The organism is Qipengyuania sp. BR81-2, from assembly GCF_055693895.1.
Window position 1 is genome coordinate 365,432 of sequence record NZ_CM146344.1, and the last position, 21,806, is coordinate 387,237.

Annotated in this window: 24 protein-coding genes and 1 pseudogene; 11 read left to right on the top strand and 14 right to left on the bottom strand. The window is 64.0% G+C overall.

Annotation, left to right across the window (positions count from 1 at the left end):
* Positions 1 to 9 precede the first annotated feature (9 nt).
* From ACZ1G8_RS01875 to ACZ1G8_RS01895, 5 genes are all read left to right on the top strand, one after another.
* A complete protein-coding gene (locus ACZ1G8_RS01875) occupies positions 10 to 576 on the top strand; it encodes a DUF721 domain-containing protein (RefSeq protein WP_472680150.1) in 567 nt (188 codons plus the stop codon).
* A 1-nt stretch (position 577) separates the two neighbouring features.
* Positions 578 to 1,291: a DsbA family protein gene (locus ACZ1G8_RS01880; RefSeq protein WP_472680151.1), complete on the top strand. Its 714-nt coding sequence runs from the start codon at positions 578 to 580 to the stop codon at positions 1,289 to 1,291.
* Between the two features lie 123 nt (positions 1,292 to 1,414).
* The gene (locus ACZ1G8_RS01885) at positions 1,415 to 2,158 is read left to right on the top strand and encodes a thioredoxin domain-containing protein (protein ID WP_472680152.1); all 744 of its coding nucleotides are present in this window, start codon (positions 1,415 to 1,417) and stop codon (positions 2,156 to 2,158) included.
* A gap of 29 nt (positions 2,159 to 2,187) precedes the next feature.
* Positions 2,188 to 5,610 (top strand): chromosome segregation protein SMC, encoded by a 3,423-nt coding sequence (gene smc / locus ACZ1G8_RS01890; RefSeq protein WP_472680153.1) that lies wholly within the window; start codon positions 2,188 to 2,190, stop codon positions 5,608 to 5,610.
* 13 nt (positions 5,611 to 5,623) lie between these two features.
* Positions 5,624 to 6,979: a M24 family metallopeptidase gene (locus ACZ1G8_RS01895; RefSeq protein ID WP_472680154.1), complete on the top strand. Its 1,356-nt coding sequence runs from the start codon at positions 5,624 to 5,626 to the stop codon at positions 6,977 to 6,979.
* Here the strand turns inward: ACZ1G8_RS01895 and ACZ1G8_RS01900 are convergent, their stop codons facing one another.
* The 5 genes and pseudogenes from ACZ1G8_RS01900 to rpmF form a co-directional block, all read right to left on the bottom strand.
* A complete protein-coding gene (locus ACZ1G8_RS01900; RefSeq protein ID WP_472680155.1) occupies positions 6,980 to 7,348 on the bottom strand; it encodes a MerR family transcriptional regulator in 369 nt (122 codons plus the stop codon).
* Between the two features lie 22 nt (positions 7,349 to 7,370).
* Complete coding sequence (locus tag ACZ1G8_RS01905) at positions 7,371 to 7,670, bottom strand: integration host factor subunit alpha (RefSeq protein ID WP_221429554.1); 300 nt, start codon at positions 7,668 to 7,670, stop codon at positions 7,371 to 7,373.
* Between the two features lie 108 nt (positions 7,671 to 7,778).
* Positions 7,779 to 8,744: a beta-ketoacyl-ACP synthase III gene (locus ACZ1G8_RS01910; RefSeq protein WP_472680156.1), complete on the bottom strand. Its 966-nt coding sequence runs from the start codon at positions 8,742 to 8,744 to the stop codon at positions 7,779 to 7,781.
* Positions 8,741 to 9,778, bottom strand: coding sequence for a phosphate acyltransferase PlsX (gene plsX, locus ACZ1G8_RS01915; protein ID WP_472680157.1), 1,038 nt, complete (start codon positions 9,776 to 9,778; stop codon positions 8,741 to 8,743). The genes ACZ1G8_RS01910 and plsX overlap by 4 nt, the downstream gene beginning before the upstream one ends.
* A 25-nt stretch (positions 9,779 to 9,803) precedes the next feature.
* Positions 9,804 to 9,987: pseudogene (gene rpmF / locus ACZ1G8_RS01920) on the bottom strand (50S ribosomal protein L32).
* A 239-nt stretch (positions 9,988 to 10,226) separates the two neighbouring features.
* Here rpmF and ACZ1G8_RS01925 point away from each other — a divergent pair.
* Entirely contained in the window at positions 10,227 to 10,628 is a 402-nt protein-coding gene (locus ACZ1G8_RS01925; protein WP_472680158.1) for an MAPEG family protein, read from the top strand.
* A gap of 6 nt (positions 10,629 to 10,634) precedes the next feature.
* Here the strand turns inward: ACZ1G8_RS01925 and ACZ1G8_RS01930 are convergent, their stop codons facing one another.
* Positions 10,635 to 11,303 carry an MBL fold metallo-hydrolase gene (locus tag ACZ1G8_RS01930; protein ID WP_472680159.1) on the bottom strand — a complete coding sequence of 223 codons (669 nt, stop codon included), beginning with the start codon at positions 11,301 to 11,303 and terminating at the stop codon, positions 10,635 to 10,637.
* Positions 11,304 to 11,431: 128 nt separating this feature from the next.
* On the opposite strand from ACZ1G8_RS01930, the gene ACZ1G8_RS01935 reads away from it, so the two are divergent.
* On the top strand, positions 11,432 to 11,812 hold the full coding sequence (locus ACZ1G8_RS01935) for a hypothetical protein (protein ID WP_472680160.1): 381 nt from the start codon (positions 11,432 to 11,434) through the stop codon (positions 11,810 to 11,812).
* 4 nt (positions 11,813 to 11,816) lie between these two features.
* On the opposite strand, the gene ACZ1G8_RS01940 is transcribed toward ACZ1G8_RS01935, so the two are convergent.
* Entirely contained in the window at positions 11,817 to 12,455 is a 639-nt protein-coding gene (locus ACZ1G8_RS01940) for a S24 family peptidase (RefSeq protein ID WP_472680161.1), read from the bottom strand.
* A 179-nt stretch (positions 12,456 to 12,634) separates the two neighbouring features.
* On the opposite strand from ACZ1G8_RS01940, the gene ACZ1G8_RS01945 reads away from it, so the two are divergent.
* Together ACZ1G8_RS01945 and ACZ1G8_RS01950 are read left to right on the top strand one after the other, a co-directional pair.
* On the top strand, positions 12,635 to 12,847 hold the full coding sequence (locus ACZ1G8_RS01945) for a hypothetical protein (protein WP_472680162.1): 213 nt from the start codon (positions 12,635 to 12,637) through the stop codon (positions 12,845 to 12,847).
* Positions 12,837 to 13,190, top strand: a complete 354-nt coding sequence (locus tag ACZ1G8_RS01950; protein ID WP_472680163.1) for a hypothetical protein — start codon at positions 12,837 to 12,839, stop codon at positions 13,188 to 13,190. Before ACZ1G8_RS01945 ends, ACZ1G8_RS01950 begins: the two co-directional genes overlap by 11 nt.
* On the opposite strand, the gene ACZ1G8_RS01955 is transcribed toward ACZ1G8_RS01950, so the two are convergent.
* Positions 13,191 to 14,129 carry a D-2-hydroxyacid dehydrogenase gene (locus ACZ1G8_RS01955; RefSeq protein WP_472680164.1) on the bottom strand — a complete coding sequence of 313 codons (939 nt, stop codon included), beginning with the start codon at positions 14,127 to 14,129 and terminating at the stop codon, positions 13,191 to 13,193.
* A gap of 14 nt (positions 14,130 to 14,143) precedes the next feature.
* Between ACZ1G8_RS01955 and ACZ1G8_RS01960 the strand changes: the two genes are divergently transcribed.
* Positions 14,144 to 14,794 carry a 2OG-Fe(II) oxygenase gene (locus ACZ1G8_RS01960; protein WP_472680165.1) on the top strand — a complete coding sequence of 217 codons (651 nt, stop codon included), beginning with the start codon at positions 14,144 to 14,146 and terminating at the stop codon, positions 14,792 to 14,794.
* Here ACZ1G8_RS01960 and cysS read toward each other — a convergent pair.
* From cysS to fsa, 5 genes are read right to left on the bottom strand one after another with little or no spacing between them, the layout of a single operon-like run.
* Positions 14,791 to 16,236, bottom strand: a complete 1,446-nt coding sequence (gene cysS, locus ACZ1G8_RS01965; protein ID WP_472680166.1) for a cysteine--tRNA ligase — start codon at positions 16,234 to 16,236, stop codon at positions 14,791 to 14,793. The two genes, ACZ1G8_RS01960 and cysS, sit on opposite strands and share 4 nt — an antisense overlap.
* A 26-nt stretch (positions 16,237 to 16,262) precedes the next feature.
* A complete protein-coding gene (locus ACZ1G8_RS01970; RefSeq protein ID WP_472680167.1) occupies positions 16,263 to 16,937 on the bottom strand; it encodes a nitroreductase in 675 nt (224 codons plus the stop codon).
* Positions 16,934 to 17,725 (bottom strand): hypothetical protein, encoded by a 792-nt coding sequence (locus tag ACZ1G8_RS01975; RefSeq protein WP_472680168.1) that lies wholly within the window; start codon positions 17,723 to 17,725, stop codon positions 16,934 to 16,936. Before ACZ1G8_RS01975 ends, ACZ1G8_RS01970 begins: the two co-directional genes overlap by 4 nt.
* Before the next feature lie 27 nt (positions 17,726 to 17,752).
* Positions 17,753 to 19,585, bottom strand: coding sequence for a cobaltochelatase subunit CobT (cobT, locus tag ACZ1G8_RS01980; RefSeq protein ID WP_472681150.1), 1,833 nt, complete (start codon positions 19,583 to 19,585; stop codon positions 17,753 to 17,755).
* Positions 19,585 to 20,244, bottom strand: coding sequence for a fructose-6-phosphate aldolase (gene fsa, locus ACZ1G8_RS01985; protein WP_472680169.1), 660 nt, complete (start codon positions 20,242 to 20,244; stop codon positions 19,585 to 19,587). The genes cobT and fsa overlap by 1 nt, the downstream gene beginning before the upstream one ends.
* A 381-nt stretch (positions 20,245 to 20,625) precedes the next feature.
* On the opposite strand from fsa, the gene ACZ1G8_RS01990 reads away from it, so the two are divergent.
* Positions 20,626 to 21,057, top strand: coding sequence for a DUF2490 domain-containing protein (locus ACZ1G8_RS01990; protein WP_472681152.1), 432 nt, complete (start codon positions 20,626 to 20,628; stop codon positions 21,055 to 21,057).
* Here ACZ1G8_RS01990 and ACZ1G8_RS01995 read toward each other — a convergent pair whose 3' ends face one another.
* A complete protein-coding gene (locus ACZ1G8_RS01995) occupies positions 21,058 to 21,753 on the bottom strand; it encodes a DUF4197 domain-containing protein (protein ID WP_472680170.1) in 696 nt (231 codons plus the stop codon). It abuts the gene before it with no gap.
* Positions 21,754 to 21,806 lie beyond the last annotated feature (53 nt).

A 21,806-nucleotide genomic window follows, 5' to 3' on the forward strand; every position in this document is an offset into this window, starting at 1 on the left:
GCCTATGGCATGAGCGGCGGCGCAATGGGAAGCGACAAGCCGAAATCCGGAACCAAGGCGGGACGTAAGAAATCCCCCAAGCCTTACGAGCGTCCGCGCGGCGGGCAGGCCAAGGCCATTTCCGACCTCATGCCGCAGATCGGGCGTCCGGCCTTCCGGCGCTTCGGCTTCGTGCAGAGCTCTGTCGTCAGCCGCTGGCCCGAGATCGTCGGCGAGACGCATGCCCGGGTCTGCATGCCCGAGATGATCCGCTTTCCCCCTGGCGAGAAGTCCGAAGGCATTCTCGAGTTGGTGGTGCTTCCGGCCCATGCCCCGCTCATCCAGCAGGTGCTTCCCGAGATCACCGAGCGCGTGAACCGCTTTTTCGGCTACAAGGCGGTCGCGCGGATCAAGCTCCGGCAAGGTGCGGTTAAGCCGCCCGAAGACAAGAACAAGGTGAAGGCTCCGCCTTCATTGAAGCCCATCCCGATGGAGCTTGGTGACAGCTTGCGCGATATCGGCGACCCCGAATTGCGAACCGTGCTCGAATCGCTGGCGCGCAGCTTCGGCGATGACGACAAGGACAGGAACGACTGAAGTGGTTGCATTACCCCGTTTCACCCGCCCCCTGCTGATCGCGGCGGCATCCGCCCTCGCTGTCGGCGCAACTGCACAGGATGCGCCGCTTCCCGGCTCCGAGATAAGGGGCAACTGGGGCGCCAAGGTCACAGAGACCGACGGCGGCCACCTGATCGGCAATCCGCAAGCCGAGGGCAAGCTGGTCGAGTACATGAGCTACACCTGCTCGCACTGCGCCACATTCGCGCGCTCGGGCGAAGGTGCGATCAAGATGCTCTACGTGCCCACGGGCAAGGTCTCGTATGAGATTCGCCACCTGATCCGCGATCAGGTCGACCTGACGGCGGCTATCGCAGTCCGGTGCGGTGATGCCGACAAGTTCTTCGGTAATCATCAGGCACTGATCCTGAGGTTCGACGAATGGATGGGCGCTGCACAAAAGGCGACACCTGCCCAGAAAGCGCGCTGGAACTTCGGCACTTTCCCCTCTCGCGCGCAGGCCATTGCCAGCGACCTCGGCTTCTACGAGATCATGGAGCGCCGCGGCTATTCGCGCAGCGAGCTCGACGTCTGCCTGACCGATTACGACGCCGCCAAAGCCATCGCCGACCAGAGCAATGCCGATGTCGCGCGGTTGCAGCTGCGCGGCACGCCCACCTTCCTGATGGGCGGTAACAAGCTCGATGCCTACGACTGGCCCACGCTCCAGCCCTATCTCGACGAGTTGTTCTGACCTGTTTCCCATTGCGCGGGGAGGCGTATTTGCGGGGGATAGCCCTGTGGACACGCAGAACCGCGCGCTTCACCTTACCTTTCGCCTGACATAGGCTTCCCAGTCCACGAGAGAGGATTTTCGATGACCAGCACCCTTCGTTTTGCCCTTGCCGCACCGCTTGCGCTAGCGCTTGCCGCCTGTGGAGGAGGAGCCGAGGAAACGACCGGCGCAATCGAGGGCGAAGCCATCGCAGACATCGCGGCGCCCGAAGGGTCCAGCTGGCTCGAAGTTGCGAGCAAGACCGACGAAGGTGGTTTCGTGATCGGCAATCCCGACGCACCGCTCAAGCTGGTCGAATTCGCCAGCCACACCTGCGGCGCCTGCGCTTATTTCGCGGAAACCGGTTCGGAGCCGCTGCTCAACGACTATGTCCAGAGCGGTGTCGTCAGCTTCGAAATCCGTCCTTTCCTGCGCGATCCGCTCGACGTGACCATCTCGACCCTGGCCCAGTGCGGTGCACCGGAAAGCTTCCATGCCCTGTCGGACCAGGCATGGGCTTCGCTTGAGCAGTTCGGCCAGAATCTGCAGGCCAATGGCGCCGCCTACGAAGCCGCCATGCAGGCCCCGCCCGAGCAGCGCTTCGTAAGCCTTGCCCAGACTGCCGGCCTGATCGACTTCTTCGCCGCCCGCGGCCTGTCGGCCGACCAGGCGCGCGCCTGCCTCACCGATACCGACAACATCACGCAGATCGCCGAAACCTCTCGCGAGGCCGGCAATGCAAACAATGTCTCCGGGACACCCACCTTCTTCCTCAATGGCCGCCGCCTCGAGGAAAACCAGTGGCAGGGCATCGAGCCCATCCTGCAGGCAGCCGGCGCCCGGTAAGCCGGGCGCGAAAGGGGGACGGGAAGACGATGCTCATCAAACAGCTCAGACTGAGCGGTTTCAAGAGCTTCGTCGAGCCGTCCACGCTGCGCATCGAACCGGGCCTGACCGGCGTGGTCGGCCCCAATGGCTGCGGCAAATCCAACCTCCTCGAAGCGATCCGCTGGGTCATGGGCGAGAATTCGCCCAAGTCCATGCGCTCGGGCGGGATGGAAGACGTCATCTTCGCCGGTACTGCCAGCCGCCCACCGCGCGATTTCGCAGAAGTGGTGCTGTCGGCAGAGGACGACGAAGGCGAGGAACTGGAAGTCGTCCGCCGGATCGAGCGTGGGGCCGGTTCGGCCTACCGCGTCAATGGCAAGGACGTGCGCGCCAAGGATGTCGCGCTGACTTTCGCCGATGCGGCGACCGGCGCGCACAGCCCCGCTCTCGTCAGCCAAGGCAAGATCGCTCAGGTCATCGCCGCAAAACCCGTCGAACGCCGCATGATGCTCGAAGAGGCGGCAGGTATCGCCGGTCTCCATGTCCGCCGCCGCGATGCCGAGAGCAAGTTGCGCTCGACCGAGAAGAACCTCGAACGGCTCGAGGACCTCATGGCGGGCCTCGACAGCCAGATCGCCTCGCTGCGCCGGCAGGCCAAGCAGGCCGATCGCTATCGCAAGCTTTCCGACCAGATAAAGACCGCCGAGGCGCGGCTCGTCTTCGCCCGCTGGCGCGATGCTGCGGCAGCGGCTGAAGAGGCGAAGGAAGCCGCTGCGGCCGCCGATGCGCGGGTCGCCGAAGCCCAGAAGGCCGCGAACGAAGCGCAGAAGGCGCAACGCGAGGCGGCGGAGAAGCTCTCCGAGGCGCGCGAGGAGCAGGCCGATCGCCGCGACGATGCGAGCGCGCATGGCCACCGCATGGCGGCACTGACCAGCCAGCTGGAGGCTGCCGAACAGCGCCTCGCCGACCTCGAACGTCAGAAAGTCCGGCTCGAAGAAGACCGCGGCGATGCCGACCGCATGACCAAGGATGCGGCCGGGGCGCTTGCGCGGCTCGAGAAGGAACTGGCCGAAAGCGAGAAGACCCTTGCCGCCGACGAGGAACGCCGCCCCAAGCTGGTCGCCCAGAGCGAAGATGCGGAACGCGCCAGCCGGACAGCCGAGCTGGCACTCGCCAAGGCGACTGCGGACAATGCCGGTGTCGAAGCCGAATGGCGCGTCGTCGAGGCCGAAGTGCAGCAGGCGAAGGCACGGCTAGAACGCGTGGAGGCCGAAGGTCGCCGGATGGCCGACCAGCGAGAAGCCCTTGCGGGCGAGGACCTCGATGCCGAGGTGGAGCGCGCCCGCAGGGCCGCAGAGGATGCCACCGCCGATATCGCGGCCAAGCGTGCCGCTATCGAAGAGATGCAGTCGCGCAAGACCGAATTGCAGGCCCAACGGGATGAAGCGGCGAGTGCTTATTCCGCCGCAAAGGCCGAACTCTCGGGCGTCCAGCGCGAATATGACGCGTTGAAGCGAGACCGCGAGGCGCGCGAACGCGCCGCTGCCAAGCGCTCGGGCCGCCAGCAGGCTATCGACGGCGTCCGCGCCGAGAAGGGCTATGAACGCGCTGTCGCCGCAGCGCTGGGCCGTGACGGCAAGGCCCTGCTCGGCGCTCCCGACGAGGGCAGCGAAGGCCGCTACTGGACGGGAGCCAGCGCGCCGAAGAAGGTCGCAAACAGCCTCGCAGACCACATCGCCCAATGCCCCGATGAATTGCGCGCACGCCTTGCGCTCGTCCATGTCGTCGAAAGCGATGACGGTCGCACATTGGGCCCGGGCGAAAATCTCGTCACGATGGACGGCATGCTGCGCCGCTGGGACGGTCTCGTCGTTCGTGGAGAAGGCGCTGCCGAGGCCGCGCGTCTCGAAGCCGAGAACCGCTTCGCCGAGCTGGACAAGCTAGTGCCCGACCTGCGGGCGGCAGTCGACAAGGCCGAGGCCCAGCAATCCTCGGCGAGCGAGACTCTCTCTGCGCTCCAGCGCGAAATCGTCGGTGCCGACCGCGATCTCGCCGCAGCATCGGAAACCGAACGCCAGGCGCTGCGCGCGCTCGATCAGGCCGAAGCCCAGCGAGAGCGCGTCGCCGCGCGCCTCGAGGAACTGCGCGAAGCCGAGAAGGAGCATTCGGACATCCTCGGTCAGGCCAAGGCCGATGTCTCTGCCGCCGAGGCAAAGCGCGACGCGCTGCCCGATCCCGAGGCCGGCCGAGCATCGCTCGATGCAGCGAAGGCCAAGAACGAGGCCGCCCGCGCTGCCCTACAGGCCCGCGCTGCCGAACTCGCAGCGCATGACCAGTCGCTAGCCGTCGCCCGCGAACGTACCGCCGCGCAGCGCAGCGACATGGCCAACTGGCAGGCCCGCTCGGGGGAAGCCGCACGCCGCCTCTCCGACATGGCCCGCCGGTTCGATGAGATCGAGGAACAGCGCGCCATCTTCGCAGCCAAGCCCGAAGGCCTCATGAAGGAGATCGAACAGGGCGATACGGTACGCGAGCGTCTAGGTTCGGAGCTTGCCGAGGCCGAAAAGGCCGTCGCTGCCGCCGCGGAAGTCGCGCAGGAGGCCGACCGCGCTTTCTCGGCCGCAAACGAAACGCTGGCGGAAGCCCGCGAGAACCGCGCAGGCCTGACTGCGCGCGCCGAAAACCAGGATGCCCGCCGGATCGAAATGGCGCGTGTGTCGGGCGAACGCTTCCAGTCCCCGCCCCCGCTCCTTCCCGGCAAGTTCGAGTTCGACGAGGACGATGTGAAGTCCGCCGAAGCCGAGAGCGAGGAGATGGATCGCCTCACCGCCAGCCGTGAACGGATCGGGCCGGTGAACCTCGTCGCTGCCGAGGAACTCGAAAAGATCGAGAGCGAGCACGGCACCAATGCGGCCGAGCAGGAAGAACTGCGCGAGGCAGTCAACCGGTTGCGCGGATCGATCGGTAATCTCAACCGCGAAGGCCGCGAGCGGCTGCGCGAAGCGTTCGAAAAGGTCAACGCCCACTTCAAAACGCTGTTCTCGCGCCTGTTCGAGGGCGGCGAAGCGCATCTCGCGCTGATCGACAGCGACGACCCGCTGGAAGCCGGCCTCGAAATCTTCGCCCAGCCGCCGGGCAAGCGCCTTCAGTCGCTGACGCTGCTCTCGGGCGGCGAGCAGGCGCTGACCGCAACCGCGCTGATCTTCGCACTGTTCCTCACCAACCCCGCGCCGATCTGCGTGCTCGACGAAGTCGATGCACCGCTGGACGATGCCAATATCGACCGCTTCTGCGACCTGCTCGAGGCGATGGTGAAGGAAACCGACACGCGCTACCTCATCGTCACGCATAACGCGGTGACCATGAGCCGCATGCACCGCCTCTTCGGTGTGACGATGATCGAGAAAGGCATCAGCCGCTTGGTCAGCGTGGACCTCGGCGCGGCGGAGGAATTACTCGCTGCCGAATAGGAGCCTGCCCGCAATGAAACGTTTCGCCGTCGCGCTTGCGACTTCGCTGGTCGCCGCCTCGCCTGCCCTCGCCCAGCCCGTGGCGATCCCGTTGTCGGATACCGAGCAGGCCGATCCGGCGCTACCCACCATCCTGCCGCTGAAGGAACGCGCCGAGGTAGTCGACCGCATCCTTGCAGAGCGGCTCGACACCGTGATCCCCGCAATCATGCGCGAGCAGGGCATCGACATGTGGCTGCTGATGTCCCGCGAGTATTTCGAGGAGCCGGTGCTCGCCACCATGCTCGATGCGCAGAGCTTCCATGCGCGGCGCCGCACGATCCTCATCTTCTTCGATCCGGGCGACGGCCAGCCGGTCGAGCGCCTCACGGTCAGCCGCTATGGCCTCGCCGACCTGTTCGAGCCGTCATGGGCTCCGGAGGAAGAGCCCGACCAGTGGAAGGCGGTCGCCGATATCATCGCGGCGCGCGATCCCGATAGAATCGCGATCAACTATTCGGACGCGACACGCTTCGGCGACGGGATGACGCTGAGCCAGTACCGCGCAATGACCGAGGCACTGCCGCAGGAATATGCCGAGCGCATTGTCTCGGGCGAGACCCTGTCGGTGCGTTGGCTCGAAAGCCGTACTGAGGCCGAGCTCGACCTATACCCAGGCATCGTGCGCATCGCCCATGCCCTGATTGCAGAGGCCTTCTCGCGCCGCGTGATCACTCCCGGCGAGACGACCACGCACGAGGTGCGCTGGTGGTACCGCGAGAAACTCGCCTCGCTCGGCATCGCCCCATGGTTCCATCCCTCGGTCGCGATCCAGCGCGATGGGACCGAGGGCATGATCTACGAGGATACGGTGATCCAGCCGGGCGACTTGCTGTGGACCGATTTCGGCATCACCTACCTGCGGCTCAACACCGATACCCAGCATCTCGCCTATGTCCTGAAACCGGGCGAGATCGAGGCGCCGGAGGGCCTGCGCGAGGGTCTAAGGCGCACCAACCGCGTCGGGGATATCCTCACCGCATCATTCCGGGCAGGAGAAAGCGGTAACGAGATCCTTGCCCGTGCGCGGGCGGCGGCGCTGGCCGAGGGGCTCGATCCCTCGATCTACAGCCATCCCATCGGCTTTCACGGCCACGGTGCGGGCACGTCAATCGGGTTCTGGGACAATCAGGAAGCCGACCCGCGCGGGGAATATCCCGTGCTGGCCGGGACCACTTGGTCGATCGAATTCACCAATTACCACGAGGTCCCCGAATGGGGTGGCCAACGCGTCGATTTCCGCTCGGAAGAGGACGCCTGGTTCGACGGGGAAAGCGTGCGATATCTCGACGGGCGCCAGACCGAGCTGACGCTGATTCCGTCCGACTGATCAGGAAGCCAGCGCGCCCTTCAGGTCGTCGCGAATGGCCTTGAGGCGCGTGACGAGTGCCGCATTGTCGGCTCCGCCACCAGGCGCAGGAACCTGAGCCGCAGCCTGCTGGTCCGGCACGCCGCGCAGCGCCGCCTTGGCGCCCTTCAGCGTGTAGCCTTCCTTGTTCACGAGGCGGTCGATCCGCTCGACCAGTGCGACGTCTTCGGTGCGGTAATAGCGCCTGCCGCCGCTGCGCTTGAGCGGCTTAAGCTGGGGGAACTGCTGTTCCCAATAGCGCAGCACATGCGTCTTGATGCCGGTTGCTTTTGCAACCTCGCCAATCGTGCGCAGAGCGCCGTCTTCCTTATGATCGTCAAACTCGGCCATGCGCCGGTTCTACGCCGAACGATCAGCCGTTTGCAATCCGCTCTTTCAACAGCTGGCTGGCGCGGAATGTCATTACGCGGCGGGGTGTGATCGGCACTTCGACGCCGGTCTTGGGATTGCGGCCGATGCGTTCTTTCTTGTCCCGCAGCACGAAGCTGCCGAAGCCGGAAATCTTGACATTTTCACCACGGGCGAGCGCATCGCTCATCTTGGCAAGCACGTTCTCGACCAGGTCGAGAGACTCGGCCCGGCTAAGGCCCATCTTGCGGTTGATGGTTTCGGCGAGGTCTGCGCGGGTAAGAGTACCCACGGAGCGCATCATATCCATTTTTTGTCCTTCCCCAGACGCGACCCTGGGTTCAAGCGGACTCACAAGCTACTGTATTTTGACGATTCCGGCAATGGACGGACCGGAAAAAGTCAACATTTGTTACATGCGCGCGAGTGATGCGCCCCATGTGAAGCCGCCACCCATCGCCTCGAACATGACAAGGTCGCCGGGTTTGATGCGGCCATCTTTCTTCGCGACATCGAGCGCGAGCGGAACCGAGGCCGCCGAGGTATTGGCGTGCTGATCGACCGTGACGATCACTTTCTCCGGCGCAAGATTGAGCTTACGGGCGGTCGCATCGAGGATGCGGGCATTGGCCTGGTGCGGCACGACCCAGTCGACATCCGCGGCATCTACCGATGCGTCTTCAAGCACTTCCTTGAGTACGTCGGCCAGGTTGACGACCGCGTGGCGGAAAACCTCGCGCCCCTTCATGCGCAACTTGCCGACTTCGCCGGTGGTCGAGGGACCGCCGTCGACAAAGAGTAATTCGCGGTGCTCGCCGTCCGCGTGGAGCCGCGTGGCAAGAATACCCGGTCCGTCCGCTTCGACGTCCTTCGCTTCGAGCACGACTGCACCCGCGCCGTCGCCGAAGAGAACGCAGGTCGTGCGGTCTTCCCAGTCGAGGATACGGCTGAAGGTCTCGGCGCCGATCACCAGCGCCTTCTTCGCCATGCCCGTGCGCAGCAGTGAATCCGCAGTGCCCAGTGCGTAGAGGAATCCCGAGCAAACCGCGTGCACGTCGAATGCCACGCCGCCGCGGCAGCCGAGGTTAGCCTGCACCTGCGTGGCGGTGGCGGGGAACGTGTGGTCGGGTGTCGCTGTGGCAAGGATGATCAGACCGATCTCGCTTGCGTCGACGCCTGCATCCTCAAGCGCCTTGCGCGCGGCTTCGGTGGCGAGGCTGGATGTGGTCTCGCCTTCTCCCGCGATGTAGCGCTGGCGGATGCCGGTGCGCTCCTGGATCCATTCGTCCGTTGTGTCGACGCGCTGGGCAAGTTCGTCATTGGTGACGCACTGGGCGGGAAGTGCGCTCCCGCTGCCGGTGATCACCGCACGGATCATTTGGCTGCCAGTTCTTCACCACCGACTTCGCCAAGGTCCTTGGCGATGCGGTTGGTGATGTCGTCTTCGAGGAGGCGCGCGGCAACTTCGACGGCGTTCGCGACGCCAATGGCATTGGCGCTGCCATGGCTCTTCACGACCACGCCGTTGAGGCCGAGGAAGACCGCGCCATTGTGATTGTTCGGATCGAGATGGTGGCGCAGCAGCTCGGTCGCCGGACGCGAGACTAGGAAGCCCACCTTCGAGCGGATCGAGGAGCTGAAGGCGCGCTTCAAGAGGTCGGTCACGAAGCGCGCTGCCCCTTCGATCGCCTTCAATGCGATATTGCCGGAGAAACCGTCGCAAACCACCACGTCGCATTCGCCGCGGTTGATCTTGTCGGCTTCGACATAGCCTTCGAAATCCATCGACAGGCCCGATGCTGCACGCAGGCTGTCTGCGGCCGCCTGGATGTCCTCGGTGCCCTTGGTTTCTTCGGTGCCAATGTTGAGCAGACGCACGCGCGGGCGCTCGCGGCCCGTTACGATGCGCGAATAGGCGGCGCCCATGATGGCGAACTGCACAAGGTTGCGCGCGTCGCATTCGCGGTTCGCGCCGAGGTCGAGCATGATGACGTCGTTGTCGCCGAGCGTCGGCAGCAATGCGGCAAGTGCCGGACGGTCGAGGCCGGGCATGGTGCGCAGCGCGAGCTTGCTCATCGCCATCAGCGCGCCGGTATTGCCGGCCGAGACGGCAGCGCCCGCCTCGCCGCGCTTCACGGCGTCGACGGCAAGCCCCATGCTGGTCGTCTTGGCACGGCGCAGCGCGCGGCTGGGCTTCTCGTCCCCCGCGACGACATCATCGCAATGCAGGATTTCGCTGGCCTCGGCCATGCCGGGATGCTCGGCGAGCGCGGCCTTGATCCGCGCCTCGTCACCGACCAGCAGGAATTTGAATCGATCGTGGCGCCTACGCGCGAGCGCGGCGCCTTCGATCATTACGCGAACGCCTTCGTCCCCGCCCATCGCATCGACGGCGATACGCGGAAGACTCATAACGCTCTCCGACTCAAACTAAGTCTTAAAGACCCTCGGGTGCGAGGACTTCGCGCCCGTTGTAGTAGCCGCAGTGCGGGCACAGGTTGTGCGGACGCTTCAGCTCGCCACAGTTCGAGCACTCGTGGAATGCTTCGACCTTGAGCGAGATCGTGTGCACGACGGTTGCCGCGGCGGTGGGGCGATACTTTTCTCTTGGGGACGGCCATCTCGGCACCTGTTCCTCAAACAATTTCAATCAATTTCGGTGGCCGCCCTAGGGGAAGCTCCGGCAACGCACAAGAGCGCGATGACGGCAAACTACCCGACCGTGACGGTGAAGGCGCGCGCTATAGCGAATTTTCCGGATGATGCAAGCGTAGCGGAGGATAAGATCGCGCATCCGATTGCGGCACCCGCAACCCCGACCTAGCAAGGCGTGGAGGGTACGCAAGAGGGAGGAATTTCCATGGCTATCGTCCTGCCGGTCACGCTGACCGCCGCCGCGGCTGCCGCGATCATCAACCTGTGGCTGTCGATCCGCGTCGGCCAGATGCGCTTAAAACAGAAGGTCTCCATCGGGGACGACGGCGCAGGCGGCCCGCTCACCGCCCGCATGCGCGCGCAGCTCAATTTCGTCGAGAATACTGCCTTCTTCCTCGTTCTGGTCGCAGCGATCGAGCTGTCGGGCCGCGGCGATCCCTGGCTCGCATGGGTGGTCGCACTCTACATGATCGGGCGCGTGGCCCATGGATTCGGGATGGACGGCGGCACGCTCGCCAAGGGGCGCTCGATCGGCGTCATCATCACCATGCTGACGCTGCTCGGCCTTGCGGCAGTCGCCGTACTGATCACGCTCGGCGTGATGTAAGCGGGATCAGGCCAGCGCCGCGTCGCTGACGAAGGCGTTGGTCTTGCGCTCCTGGCCGAAGGTGCTGGTGGGCCCGTGACCGGGAATGAAGGTCACGTCGTCGCCCAGCGGCCAGAGCTTCTGCGTGATCGCATCGATCAGGTCCTGGTGATTGCCCATCGGGAAATCGGTGCGACCGATGCTGCCCTGGAATAGCACGTCGCCCACAACCGCGAACTTGCTGGGGCGGTGGAAGAAGACCACGTGGCCCGGCGTGTGGCCTGGGCAGTGGATCACTTCCAAGGTGAGCTCGCCCACGGTGACGGTGTCGCCATCTTCCAGCCAGCGGTCGGGTTCGAATACCTGACCGTTCACGCCGTAGCGCGCACCGTCCTCGTCGAGGCGGCTGATCCAGAAGCGGTCGTCCTCGTGAGGGCCCTCGATCGGGAGGCCGAGTTCCTTGGCGAGGATGCCCGCCTCCCCGCAATGATCGATATGGCCGTGGGTGATGAGGATCTTTTCCAGCTCCACGCCCGTCTGCTTCACTGCAGCCTTAAGCTTGTCGAGATCGCCGCCCGGATCGATCAAGGCGCCCTTGTTGGTGCTTGTGCACCAGATCAGCGAGCAGTTCTGCTGGAGCGGCGTCACCGGCACGATGCCGGCTTTCATCGGAGGCTGGGTAGTCGTCTCGGTCATGACAAGCGAGATGGCTTGGAGGCCCGGTGAATGCAAGCACCCCTTTGCGCGCGCCGACCCATGCAAATTGATCCAGCGCAATGCACGAGAAAGCTTCTATGCTATCTATCCATGAGAGGAGAACGGATATGCGTCGGATAAAGGCGTTGGTGTCGATCGGCCTGCTGGCTGCGGGATGTCAGGCGAACAGTTCATCGCTCAACCAGGCGCCGCCGCTGCCACCTCCGGCGGCGACTGCGGATACAGCCGTGCCTGTTTTCGTGACCGCGATCTGCGGCGATTGCCACGCGGTTACCAAGGACACGATCTCGCCCAATCCGCAGGCCCCCGGTTTCGCCGATATCGCCAATTCGCCGGGCCTGACGCGAGAGACGCTCGTCACCTTCCTCTCGGACGCGCATAATTACCCGATGCAAATGGATGTCGATCTCGTGGAGGAAGATATCGAAGTGATCGCCGATTACATGATCACGCTGCAATCGGACGATTACGCAAAGACGCCATCCTGACGCGCTAGATCCGACCGCCCTTCCAGACCACCCGACCGATGACCTCGACCTCGTCGCGGGCGAGTTCGATCGGGGCGTAGGCATCGTTAGCGCTGATCAGCGTGATGCGACCTGGCGCGCTTGCCTGGACCTGCTTCACATGGAGCGCATCACCGATGCGGACCACGTGAATGCCCTCGCCAGCCCGCTTGTGACGGTCGACGAAGATCTCGTCACCACTCCGCAGGGTCGGCTCCATGCTGTCACCCTCCACGCGGATCGCAGTGAGGTCCGCACCTTCCAGTCCCATCTCGCGCAGCCAGCGGCGCGAGAAACGAAACGCGTCGAAGGAAATTTCCTCTGCCGAAAAAGCTCCGGGCCCGGCTGAAGCGTCGAGAGCGAGCCGCGGGACGGCGACGAAATCGCCCGATTCGCGGGTTGACCTTAGGTCCGGGTCGGCACCCAGCTCGACCTCGTCCACGCCGAAGAATTCGGCAAGCCGGCGACGGTCGGCCTCTTCCAGCTTGCGCGGGGAGCCCTTGCGGACGAATTGCTGCAAGTAGCTGGGATTACGACCCAACATGGATGAAAGCGAGGCGAGGCTCGTGCGGCTTTTCTCGGTCAATTCGACCAGTCGCGCGCGTTCCGGGGTCATCTCGGCCATGCCATCGCTCCTAACTCCGCCCTCTCCCAATGCGCCGAAAACCGGTGGCGAAAGAGGACCCATGCGAGAAAATTCCTATAGCATAGGATTTTTCCTAGACAAGTAGGATTTCGAGTGGAACGAATCAGGAACACAGCGAGCGATTCGCTGTTCGGATTAAGCCACGGGGAGCACAAGACATGTTGATCCGCTCAATCGAGAAATTCCTCCGCGCGCACGACATGCCGCCGACCAAGTTCGGTCGCCTGGCCGCGCACGATCCGCGTTTCGTGCTCGACCTGCGCATGGGCCGCGAACCCCGCAGCGGGACTGAAGCGCGCATCCGCGGGTTCATGCAGGGATTCGATGCCGCTGCCGGTCATGGCATTAAGGAGGCGCTCGATGTCCAGTGAGACGAAACCGCCCCGCCCTCCGCGAATCCGGCGTTCCGCGGGCGACCGGCTGCGGCAGGCGCTGATGGTCCTTGCGGAGCATCAGGGTCAGGTCATCACCCATTCCGAAAAGGCCTGGGCGAGCATCACCTTCGCCGGCACGCGTCACAGCCTCTCGCTGCTCTTCGCGGGCGAGGACGCGGTCGAGGTGGGCGAGCATTTCGTGGCCGCCCTGCCCGATCACGAATTCGCGATCCCAGGCCAGCTGGTCGCCGACGCGGGCATCGTGGAGGTTGAGCACCGCCTGTCGCCGAGCCCGCGCATGGTCGTGCAATGCGACCTGCTGCTGCTCGAGGACGCGTGATTAGTAACCGGCGGCGAGATCCATCTGCGGGCCGACCGGCTCACCCTTGTGCCATCGCTCGAGATTCTCGACGAAGCGGTCGGCGGACCGCATGAACATCTTGGTCTGCGCGCGGCCGGAAAGGTGCATGGTGACCTGTGCGTTCTCGAGGTCCCATAGCGGGTGATCCTCGGGCAATGGCTCGGGATCGGTGACGTCGAGCAGCGCTGCCTCGATCGTCTTGGCTTCGAGTGCGTCGACGAGATCGTCCTGCCTGACCACGTCACCGCGCGCTATGTTCACCAGGACAGCATTGGGCCGCATGGCGGCAAGCTCGCTCGCGCCGATCATGTGGCGGGTCTCGTCGGTCGAGGGGACCGCGAGAATCACCCAGTCGAACTCGCCCAGCTTCTCGCGCCATTCGCCGGGCTTGAGCGAACCTTCTCCGCCCGAGCGGCGCACTGGCACGACGCTCATGTCGAAGGCTTCGAGCCGCGTCTTGATGAGGGAACCGATCGCACCGAGGCCCAGCAGCAGCACGCGCTCGCCCGAAAGCTCGCGCTTGCCCGGACTGTCGAGCAGCCATTCGTGGCGTTCCTGAGCGCGCACTACCTCGCGGTAACCCTTGGCATGGGCGAGCATCAGCATGACGACATATTCGGCGATGGTGATCGCGTTGATGCCGACGCCATTGGTCACGGTAACGCCGCGTTGCTGAAGCACGTCGAGCGGCAGGAAATCCAGGCCCGCATAGATCGAATTCAGCCATTTGAGATTGGTCGCGGCATGCGCGATCTCGATCATCGGATCCTTGTCGTTCAAATCGAACCAGCCGATTTCGGCCTCCGGCGCCATCTCGAGCGCCTGTTCCTTGGTCATGAACCACATGGGCTCGACCCAATCGGGCAGTCGCGGCTCCACCAGAGGGCGGATCAGGGCAGACATCACGGCTTTGGTCATCTAGCGTCTCTCCAATGTCGCACAGTCACGAACCCGAAGCCGCGTCCAAGGTCAAGTCCGCGATCGCGGAGGTGCCGCTGCATGTCGCGGACGGTTTCATGGGAGCGAACTTCGCAGCCGACCTCTGCAGCTTCGCGGCGGCCCACGAGGCAGAATTCAAGCGCGCGGTCGTCACGCGGCCCAATGTCGCGCGCGAACTGGACCTGGCGACACGGCGCTCCTTCACCTTCGAGGGCGATCTCGGCGAGCTGGGCGACCGCTTCCTGGAACGCCTCCACGGGGCGGGCTTGTTCGAGAAGCTCGCCGTGGAACCGGTCGAAAACCCGCACCACGAATTCCTGCTGTCGGCACATCGCGACGGAGACTTCTTCACCCCGCACACCGACATCGCGGTAAGCGATAACCGCAGTTTCCTCGGCTACGACCGGCTGGTGACGCTCACCTATTACACGCATGTGCCCGACGCACGCTTTTCGGGCGGCGAGCTGGTGATGCACGGTCTGTTCGGACGCGGGGAGCCGAGAGTCATCGAATCTGCAAACGACCGGCTCGTGGCATTCCCCAGCTTCGCGCCACACGAGGTGAGGAAGGTAGCGCAGCCCGGCGCGCCCTTTGCCGAGGCACGCTTTGCGCTGACCTGCTGGATCGGACGAAAGCTCGCCTAGAGCTTCCACTCCCAGCCGAGCGGATCGCCGTCCATCACCTCGACGCCCTTGGCGGTAAGGCTTTCGCGGATGGCATCGCTGGTGGCGAAATCCTTGGCGATGCGCGCTTCCTTGCGGCAGATGAGTTCGGCCTCGATCTCGGGCTCGGTGATCTCGGCGGACTTGGGCCGGATGCGCAGGTCTTCCCGGCTAAGGCCGAACAGATCGAGGCCGAGGACGCGATCCATCTCCTCGATAACCGCGCGTTTCACGCCGCCATCGACCTTCTTCACTGCAAGCGCCTCTTCGAGCGCGACCAGCGCGATAGGCGTGTTGAGGTCGTCAGAGATCGCCGCCGCGAACTTCTCGCGCATCGGTGCGAACTTCTGGTGCGAGGGATCGCCCGCCACCTCATCCTTCAACCGCTCGACCGCCATGACGATGCGCTTCAGGCGCGTGAGGGCCGCTTGGAGACCGTCCCAGCTGAACTCCAGCTCGCTGCGATAATGCGCCTGCAGGCACATCATGCGGTAGGCGAGCGGATGATAGCCCTTGTCGATCAACAGCTGCAGGCGGAGGAACTCGCCCGCGCTCTTCGACATCTTGCCGCTGCGTTCGACGAGGAAGTTGTTGTGCATCCAGATGCGTGCGCCGCTGTTCTCGGCCACGTCGAGGCCGCTGGTGCAACAATGCGCCTGGTTCTGCGCGATTTCGTTCGGGTGATGGATCTCGCGGTGGTCGATGCCCCCGGTGTGAATGTCGAAGGGGAAGCCGAGGAGCTTGCCACCCATGACCGAGCATTCGAGATGCCAGCCAGGCGCGCCCTTGCCCCAAGGCGAGTCCCATTCCATCTGCCGTGTCTCGCCAGCAGGCGTCTTGCGCCAGATCGCGAAGTCTGCAGCGTTGCGCTTGCCCTCGACCGTGTCGATGCGGCCTTCGCCTTCCTCGGTCACGGCGCGCGCGAGCTTGCCGTAATTCTCGATGGTCGAAACGTCGAAATAGAGCCCGCTGTCGAGTTCGTAGCAGTGCTTGTCCGCAATGCCCTTCGCGAACTCGATCATCTCGTCGATGTAATCGGTGGCGACCGACCACTTGGCCGGCTGGCGAATGTTGAGCGCCTTCACATCGGCCCAATAGGCCTCCGTATAGTGCTTCGCGATGTCCCAGATCGACTGCGCTTTCTCCGCAGCCATCTTCTCCATCTTGTCTTCGCCCGCATCGGCATCGTCAGTCAGGTGGCCGACATCGGTGATGTTGATGATGTGGGTGAGGTCGTAACCCTTCCAGCTCAGCGTGCGGCCCAGGATGTCGGCGAAGACATAGGCGCGCATATTGCCGATGTGCGGGTAATTGTAGACCGTCGGGCCGCAGGTATAGACGCGCGCCTCGCCCGGGTGGACGGGGGTGAAGGTCTCGATCTCGCGGGTGAGCGAGTTGAACAGCTTGAGCGGCGTTTCGGTCATGCGCAGGCCATTAGGTGGCGGCGGACCTACTGCCAACCCTCCCAGCGCACGGATTCGTCCAGCCCTGCGCGTTTGACATCGAAGTTGTTCACCGGCGCATCCGGATCGCGGTAGCCGATGGCCATGCCGCAGAAGAAGATGTGGTCATCGGGAATGTCGACCATCTCGCGCACCTGCGGGCTGTAGGCGGCCCAGGCTTCCTGCGCGCAGCTGTCGAGCCCTTCCTCGCGCAGCAGCAGCATGATCGTCTGCAGCCACATGCCGATATCGCTCCACTGCGGCGGGCCCATGTACTTGGGCGTGTGGACCAGCATCAGCACCGGCGCTCCGAATGCGCGGAAATTCTGCGCGAACCACATAAGGCGGCCCTGCTTATTGTCGCGCTCGATATTGAGCGCGGCATACATGTCTTCGCCAACACCGAAGCGGCGCTGCTCGTAGGCGCCGTCGAGGCCCTTGGGATAGATATCGTACTCGGGCTTCAGCGCCTCGCGCCCCTTGGGAAATTCCTGCGCCACCCGGTCGAACAGCGCCTGCATCGGATCGCCAGTCAGGACGACTGCGTTCCAAGGCTGGACGTTGCCACCCGATGGCGAACGCTGCGCCTTTTCCAGCACACGCGTGAGGACGTCGCGATCGACCGGCTGGTCGGTGAATGCGCGGACGGAGCGGCGTGACTGGACGGCTTCGATTACCTTCAAGGTTTTTCCTCTTCGTCACCGCTATAAAAGAGCGAGACTATTCGATCCTTGGCTTGCGTTGAAGTCTCGCTCAACCATTGGCCCGATTTTTGACTAGCGTTCGAGATTGACCCGCTCAATGAGCTGCCAATTCCACCGGCTGCCGTCGCCCCGTCATACACGGCATTTCCTATCGTAGCTGCCGCATCATATGCTGCAACGCTGGCCTGATGAGCAACGAGTACCACCCTGTCGCTGACGGATCGTGTTATGTCGGCCAGCGATTTTCCGAACATCGCAGCATATTCCGACACGTACGATCTCAGCGACTTCATCAAGTCACTATCCATAATTTTTGTAAGCGCATTCTCAACGTACGCGATCACAGATTTGATCAATTCTTTGCCAATGGCGAGGCCGATTTCCAGCTTGTCCAAGAAGGCGGCGCGCTGTTCGTCGCTCAACGCGTGATAGCCATAGTACACAGCCCCGATAGCAGCACATGTCGCAGCAGCGGGATTACTGAAGGCGGTAGCTGTCCCGACAGTCACCGCCGCATCCAGCGTATTGCCTAGCATCAGTTGCCCAGCGGAAATGACGGCGGTGGAAGCTACATATCCAATACCAAATCCAGCAGTGGCGCCGTCGAGAATACATCCCGTTTGCTGAACCAGTTCAATGTCTGAAGCCTTCAAATGAGCAATGTGGTCCGCAAAGAACATGTTCAGTGCGGCTGGTCCGAATGCTTTTGCCCCGTATGCTTTTGCGAGACCCACAGCCATTGCGCCGCCTGCTACTTGATCAAGCATGACCTCTCCCCTGTTGAATTATCAGGGTTATTCCACCTCGAACAAACCCGCAAGCTGCTCGATAATCGTCCCGCCGAGCTGTTCCACGTCCATGATCGTCACCGAGCGCTTGTAGTAGCGGGTCACATCATGGCCGATGCCGATGGCGGCGAGCTGGACGGGGCTCTGCTTCTCGATCCACTCGATCACCTTACGCAGGTGGCCCTCGAGATAGCCTGCCTGGTTCACGCTCAGCGTGCTGTCGTCGACCGGCGCGCCGTCCGAAATCACTAGCAGGATGCGGCGGTCTTCGGGGCGGGCGAGCAGGCGGGTGTGCGCCCAGAGCAGCGCCTCGCCGTCGATGTTTTCCTTGAGCAGCCCTTCGCGCATCATCAGGCCGAGATTGCGGCGCGCGCGGCGCCAGGGCTCGTCGGCTTTCTTGTAGATGATGTGGCGCAGGTCGTTGAGGCGTCCCGGGTCGGCCGGGCGACCGTCGGCGAGCCATGCCTCGCGTGACTGCCCGCCCTTCCACGCGCGGGTGGTGAAGCCGAGGATTTCGGTCTTCACACCGCAGCGTTCGAGCGTGCGGGCCATGATGTCGGCGCTGATTGCGGCAATGGAGATCGGCCGCCCGCGCATCGAGCCCGAATTGTCGATCAGCAGCGTGACGACCGTGTCCTTGAACTCGGTATCGCGCTCCATCTTGTAGGACAGCGCATGGCCGGGGCTGACGACCACGCGGGTAAGGCGCGCGGCATCCAGCAAGCCCTCTTCCTGGTCGAAATCCCAGCTGCGGTTCTGCTGCGCCATGAGGCGGCGCTGGAGACGGTTGGCAAGCCGCGTGACAATGCCCTGCAGGCCGGCGAGCTGGCTGTCGAGATAGGCGCGCAGGCGATCCAGTTCCTCGTGATCGCACAGTTCGGGCGCTTCGATCACCTCGTCGAACTTGTCGGTATAGGCCTTGTAGTCGAAATCTTCGGGCAGGTCGGTCCACGGGCGGTTCGGGCGGACGGGCTGCATGCCCTCGCCATCTTCGTCCGAAGGATCGCCGTCGGACATTTCCTGCTCGCCCTCGACGTCCTGCTCGGCATCGCCATCGGCCTCGCCGTCTACGACTTCGCCGCGCGCATCGCTTTCCTGCGGCTGCGCATCGCCTTCGTCTTCCTCGTCAGTGTCCTGGTCCTGTTCGGGCGTATCGCCTTCCTCGTCCTCGCCATCCTCGCGCCCCTCGTCTTCGGGGGTGTCGGGCAGCGTGAGTTCGAGATGCCGTAGCATGTCGAGCGTGAGGTCCTGGAAGGCGCGCTGGTCATCCAACGCACCCGCCAAGTCTTCCATGTCGGTGCCGATGCGCGACATGATTTCCTCGCGCACCATGTCCACCCCGGGCTTGGCGCGGTCGGGAATTTCCTCGCCGGTCAGGGCCTCGCGCAACATGAGCGAGAGCGCGGTCGGGAGCGGCACGTCATTGGCGGTTTCCGCACGCCCGATGGGATCGGTGGCAGTGCGGAGCTCGACTGCAGCGTCGAGATTGCCCTTCATGCCCGAATAATTGTTCGAACCCAGCGCCTCGTAACGCGTGCGTTCTATCGCATCGTAACAGGCGCGCGCGATCGGTTCGGGCGGCGCGCCCTTCGCGTGCATCGCCTCGTTGTGATGGCGGAGCTTGAGCGCGAAACTATCGGCAAATCCGCGGGCTTCGCGGGCCTGGTCCTCGGGCAGGTTCCGCCCGGGCAGCGGAACACGGAAGTTCTTGCCCGACTGGCTCGGACTATCCGCGCTCCACGCGACCTCGACCTCCGGTTCGCGCGCGATGGCGCGCGCAGTTCCGGTCAGCGCCTGCTTGAAGAGATCGAGGGAGTCTGGTCTGCCACGCGGCCTAATTAGGACGTCGGAATGCTTTGGCCAGTCTTTTCCCAGTCCTTGATGAAGCCTTCGAGACCCTTGTCGGTCAGGACGTGCTTGAAAAGGCCCTTGATGACGGCGGGCGGCATGGTCGCGACATCGGCGCCGATACGCGCGCTCTGCAGCACGTGGACGGGATTACGGATCGAGGCGGCGAGGATCTCGGTCTCGAAACCGTAATTGTTGTAGATCAGGCGGATATCGCCGATCAGTTCCATGCCGTCGAAGCCGTTGTCGTCGTGGCGGCCGATGAAAGGCGAGACAAAGGTCGCGCCGGCCTTTGCCGCGAGTAGCGCCTGGTTGGCCGAGAAGCACAGCGTGACGTTCACCATCGTGCCGTCGCTGGTCAGCTTCTTGCAGGTCTTGAGACCGTCGATCGTGAGCGGGACCTTGATGCAGACATTGTCCGCAATCTTCCGCAGGGTCTCGGCTTCCTTCATCATCGTCTCGTGATCGAGAGCGACGACTTCTGCGCTGACCGGGCCATCGACGAGGCCGCAGATTTCCTTGGTCACTTCCATGAAGTCACGGCCCGACTTTGCGATCAGCGATGGGTTGGTGGTGACGCCATCGAGGAGGCCCGTATCGGCCATTTCCTTGATGTCGGCGATGTCGGCGGTGTCGACGAAGAATTTCATGTGGTTCGGGCTCCGAAAGGGATCGCGGCGGCGCGATTCGGGTGAAGACCACGACCGCATAGCAGGCTGTGGGTCCGGGAACAGGGGGGCTGCTGTGATGTTGTCACCGGAAACCCCCCAATCACCCCCTTCTGAGAAGACCCATGATACGGACGCGCCACCTGATCGCCCTTCTCGCCCTCGCACTGGCCGCCCACGCGACCCCGGCTGCTGCGACCGACGAGGATTTCGAGCTCTGGCTCAACCCCTCCTTCGAATTCGAACTGGACGACGATACTGCCGTGGAGCTCGAAACCGCGCAGCGTTTCCGCGATCTCGGGCAACGGCCGGCCAGACACCTATTTCGCCCGCTTCTGGGTCAAGCAGGAAGTCGCCGACGGCATCACGCTTGCAGGCGCGTTCGAGAAGCGCATCAACGATGCCGGTCGCGACGAAATCCGCCTGATGCAGCAGGCGTCCCTCAGCAGCGGCATTTTCCGCGGGCGACTGCGCCTCGAGGAACGCTTCCAGGAAGACCGTGACGGCCGCATGGGGCTGCGCCTACGGCCACGTGCAGGTGTGTCCTTCCCACTTGGCGGTGATGATAGCCGCTGGTCGGCAGGCGCCGATGCAGAGCTGTTCTGGACGCTTCGCTCCAACAGCCCGGGCGGCGATACCGGCATCACCGGCCTTCGCACGCAGGTCGGCGTGGGCTACGAGGTCAGCGACAATCTCGAGCTCAGCCTCACCTACTTGCGCCAGCAGGATTTCGAGGACGGAGCGCCTGACGAAGTCGGCCACGCTCCCCTGATCGGGATCGAATTCTCGTTCTGATCAAAGCCGCGCGCCGGTTCCGAAAACCCCGATGATCAGCGGATCTCGGGTCGATGCCGGATCGGCGCGAATTGCGGATTCCTCGACCCCGATCTCGTTCCAGATGGTGTCGTCGATGCGGGTGGCGACACGGGCCGAGGCTTGCGGGATGTCGACCCCGGTCAGCGCGGCAAGGGCCTGGCCGACCAGCGGGTCCTGCGCGACGCGCATGGCGGTGCCGAGTTCGGGCACCATGGCTTCGATCAGCGAGCTGCCCATCGATCCGCGCAGGAAAGCAGTCGCCGCAGTCGGGCCTCCGTTCACGAGCTCGATCGCATTGCGGATGCCGATGGTCCGGACGGCTTCGGTCACCAGCGGCGCGGCGCGGTCGGCACCTTCATAGGCGATGTCCCCGAAGGCATCGGCGAGCCGATCCTTGAAAAGCGCCGAGGTCAGGATGCTCGACAGCACCCCGCCACGCGCGCCCAGCAGGCTTTCGAGGCCGACGGTGGCGACCTGTTCGTCCCAGAAACCGTCTGGCTGGAGCATGCGTGCGAAGGCGCGCTCGCTCGACAGGAAGAGGATGCGCTGGACGGCGTCGGTGAGGCTGAAGCCGGGCAGGCCCGTACAGCCGGGGAGCGCCAGTGCCGCGCCGCCGATGCCGATGCCACCTAGGAAGGCCCTTCGGCCGGTGGGTTTCACGAGAATATCGGTCATTACTTGTCTCCTCATCAGGTCCCACCCTTGTTTTGTCGCAGTGTCGCCGCCCA

Coding starts and splice junctions, on each gene's coding strand:
- ACZ1G8_RS01875 (WP_472680150.1), top strand. CDS start 10: ATGAGCGGCGGCGCAATGGGAAGCGACAAGCCGAAATCCGGAACCAAG.
- ACZ1G8_RS01885 (WP_472680152.1), top strand. CDS start 1,415: ATGACCAGCACCCTTCGTTTTGCCCTTGCCGCACCGCTTGCGCTAGCG.
- smc (WP_472680153.1), top strand. CDS start 2,188: ATGCTCATCAAACAGCTCAGACTGAGCGGTTTCAAGAGCTTCGTCGAG.
- ACZ1G8_RS01895 (WP_472680154.1), top strand. CDS start 5,624: ATGAAACGTTTCGCCGTCGCGCTTGCGACTTCGCTGGTCGCCGCCTCG.
- ACZ1G8_RS01900 (WP_472680155.1), bottom strand. CDS start 7,348: ATGGCCGAGTTTGACGATCATAAGGAAGACGGCGCTCTGCGCACGATT.
- ACZ1G8_RS01905 (WP_221429554.1), bottom strand. CDS start 7,670: ATGATGCGCTCCGTGGGTACTCTTACCCGCGCAGACCTCGCCGAAACC.
- ACZ1G8_RS01910 (WP_472680156.1), bottom strand. CDS start 8,744: ATGATCCGTGCGGTGATCACCGGCAGCGGGAGCGCACTTCCCGCCCAG.
- plsX (WP_472680157.1), bottom strand. CDS start 9,778: ATGAGTCTTCCGCGTATCGCCGTCGATGCGATGGGCGGGGACGAAGGC.
- ACZ1G8_RS01925 (WP_472680158.1), top strand. CDS start 10,227: ATGGCTATCGTCCTGCCGGTCACGCTGACCGCCGCCGCGGCTGCCGCG.
- ACZ1G8_RS01930 (WP_472680159.1), bottom strand. CDS start 11,303: ATGACCGAGACGACTACCCAGCCTCCGATGAAAGCCGGCATCGTGCCG.
- ACZ1G8_RS01935 (WP_472680160.1), top strand. CDS start 11,432: ATGCGTCGGATAAAGGCGTTGGTGTCGATCGGCCTGCTGGCTGCGGGA.
- ACZ1G8_RS01940 (WP_472680161.1), bottom strand. CDS start 12,455: ATGGCCGAGATGACCCCGGAACGCGCGCGACTGGTCGAATTGACCGAG.
- ACZ1G8_RS01945 (WP_472680162.1), top strand. CDS start 12,635: ATGTTGATCCGCTCAATCGAGAAATTCCTCCGCGCGCACGACATGCCG.
- ACZ1G8_RS01950 (WP_472680163.1), top strand. CDS start 12,837: ATGTCCAGTGAGACGAAACCGCCCCGCCCTCCGCGAATCCGGCGTTCC.
- ACZ1G8_RS01955 (WP_472680164.1), bottom strand. CDS start 14,129: ATGACCAAAGCCGTGATGTCTGCCCTGATCCGCCCTCTGGTGGAGCCG.
- ACZ1G8_RS01960 (WP_472680165.1), top strand. CDS start 14,144: ATGTCGCACAGTCACGAACCCGAAGCCGCGTCCAAGGTCAAGTCCGCG.
- cysS (WP_472680166.1), bottom strand. CDS start 16,236: ATGACCGAAACGCCGCTCAAGCTGTTCAACTCGCTCACCCGCGAGATC.
- ACZ1G8_RS01975 (WP_472680168.1), bottom strand. CDS start 17,725: ATGCTTGATCAAGTAGCAGGCGGCGCAATGGCTGTGGGTCTCGCAAAA.
- fsa (WP_472680169.1), bottom strand. CDS start 20,244: ATGAAATTCTTCGTCGACACCGCCGACATCGCCGACATCAAGGAAATG.
- ACZ1G8_RS01995 (WP_472680170.1), bottom strand. CDS start 21,753: ATGACCGATATTCTCGTGAAACCCACCGGCCGAAGGGCCTTCCTAGGT.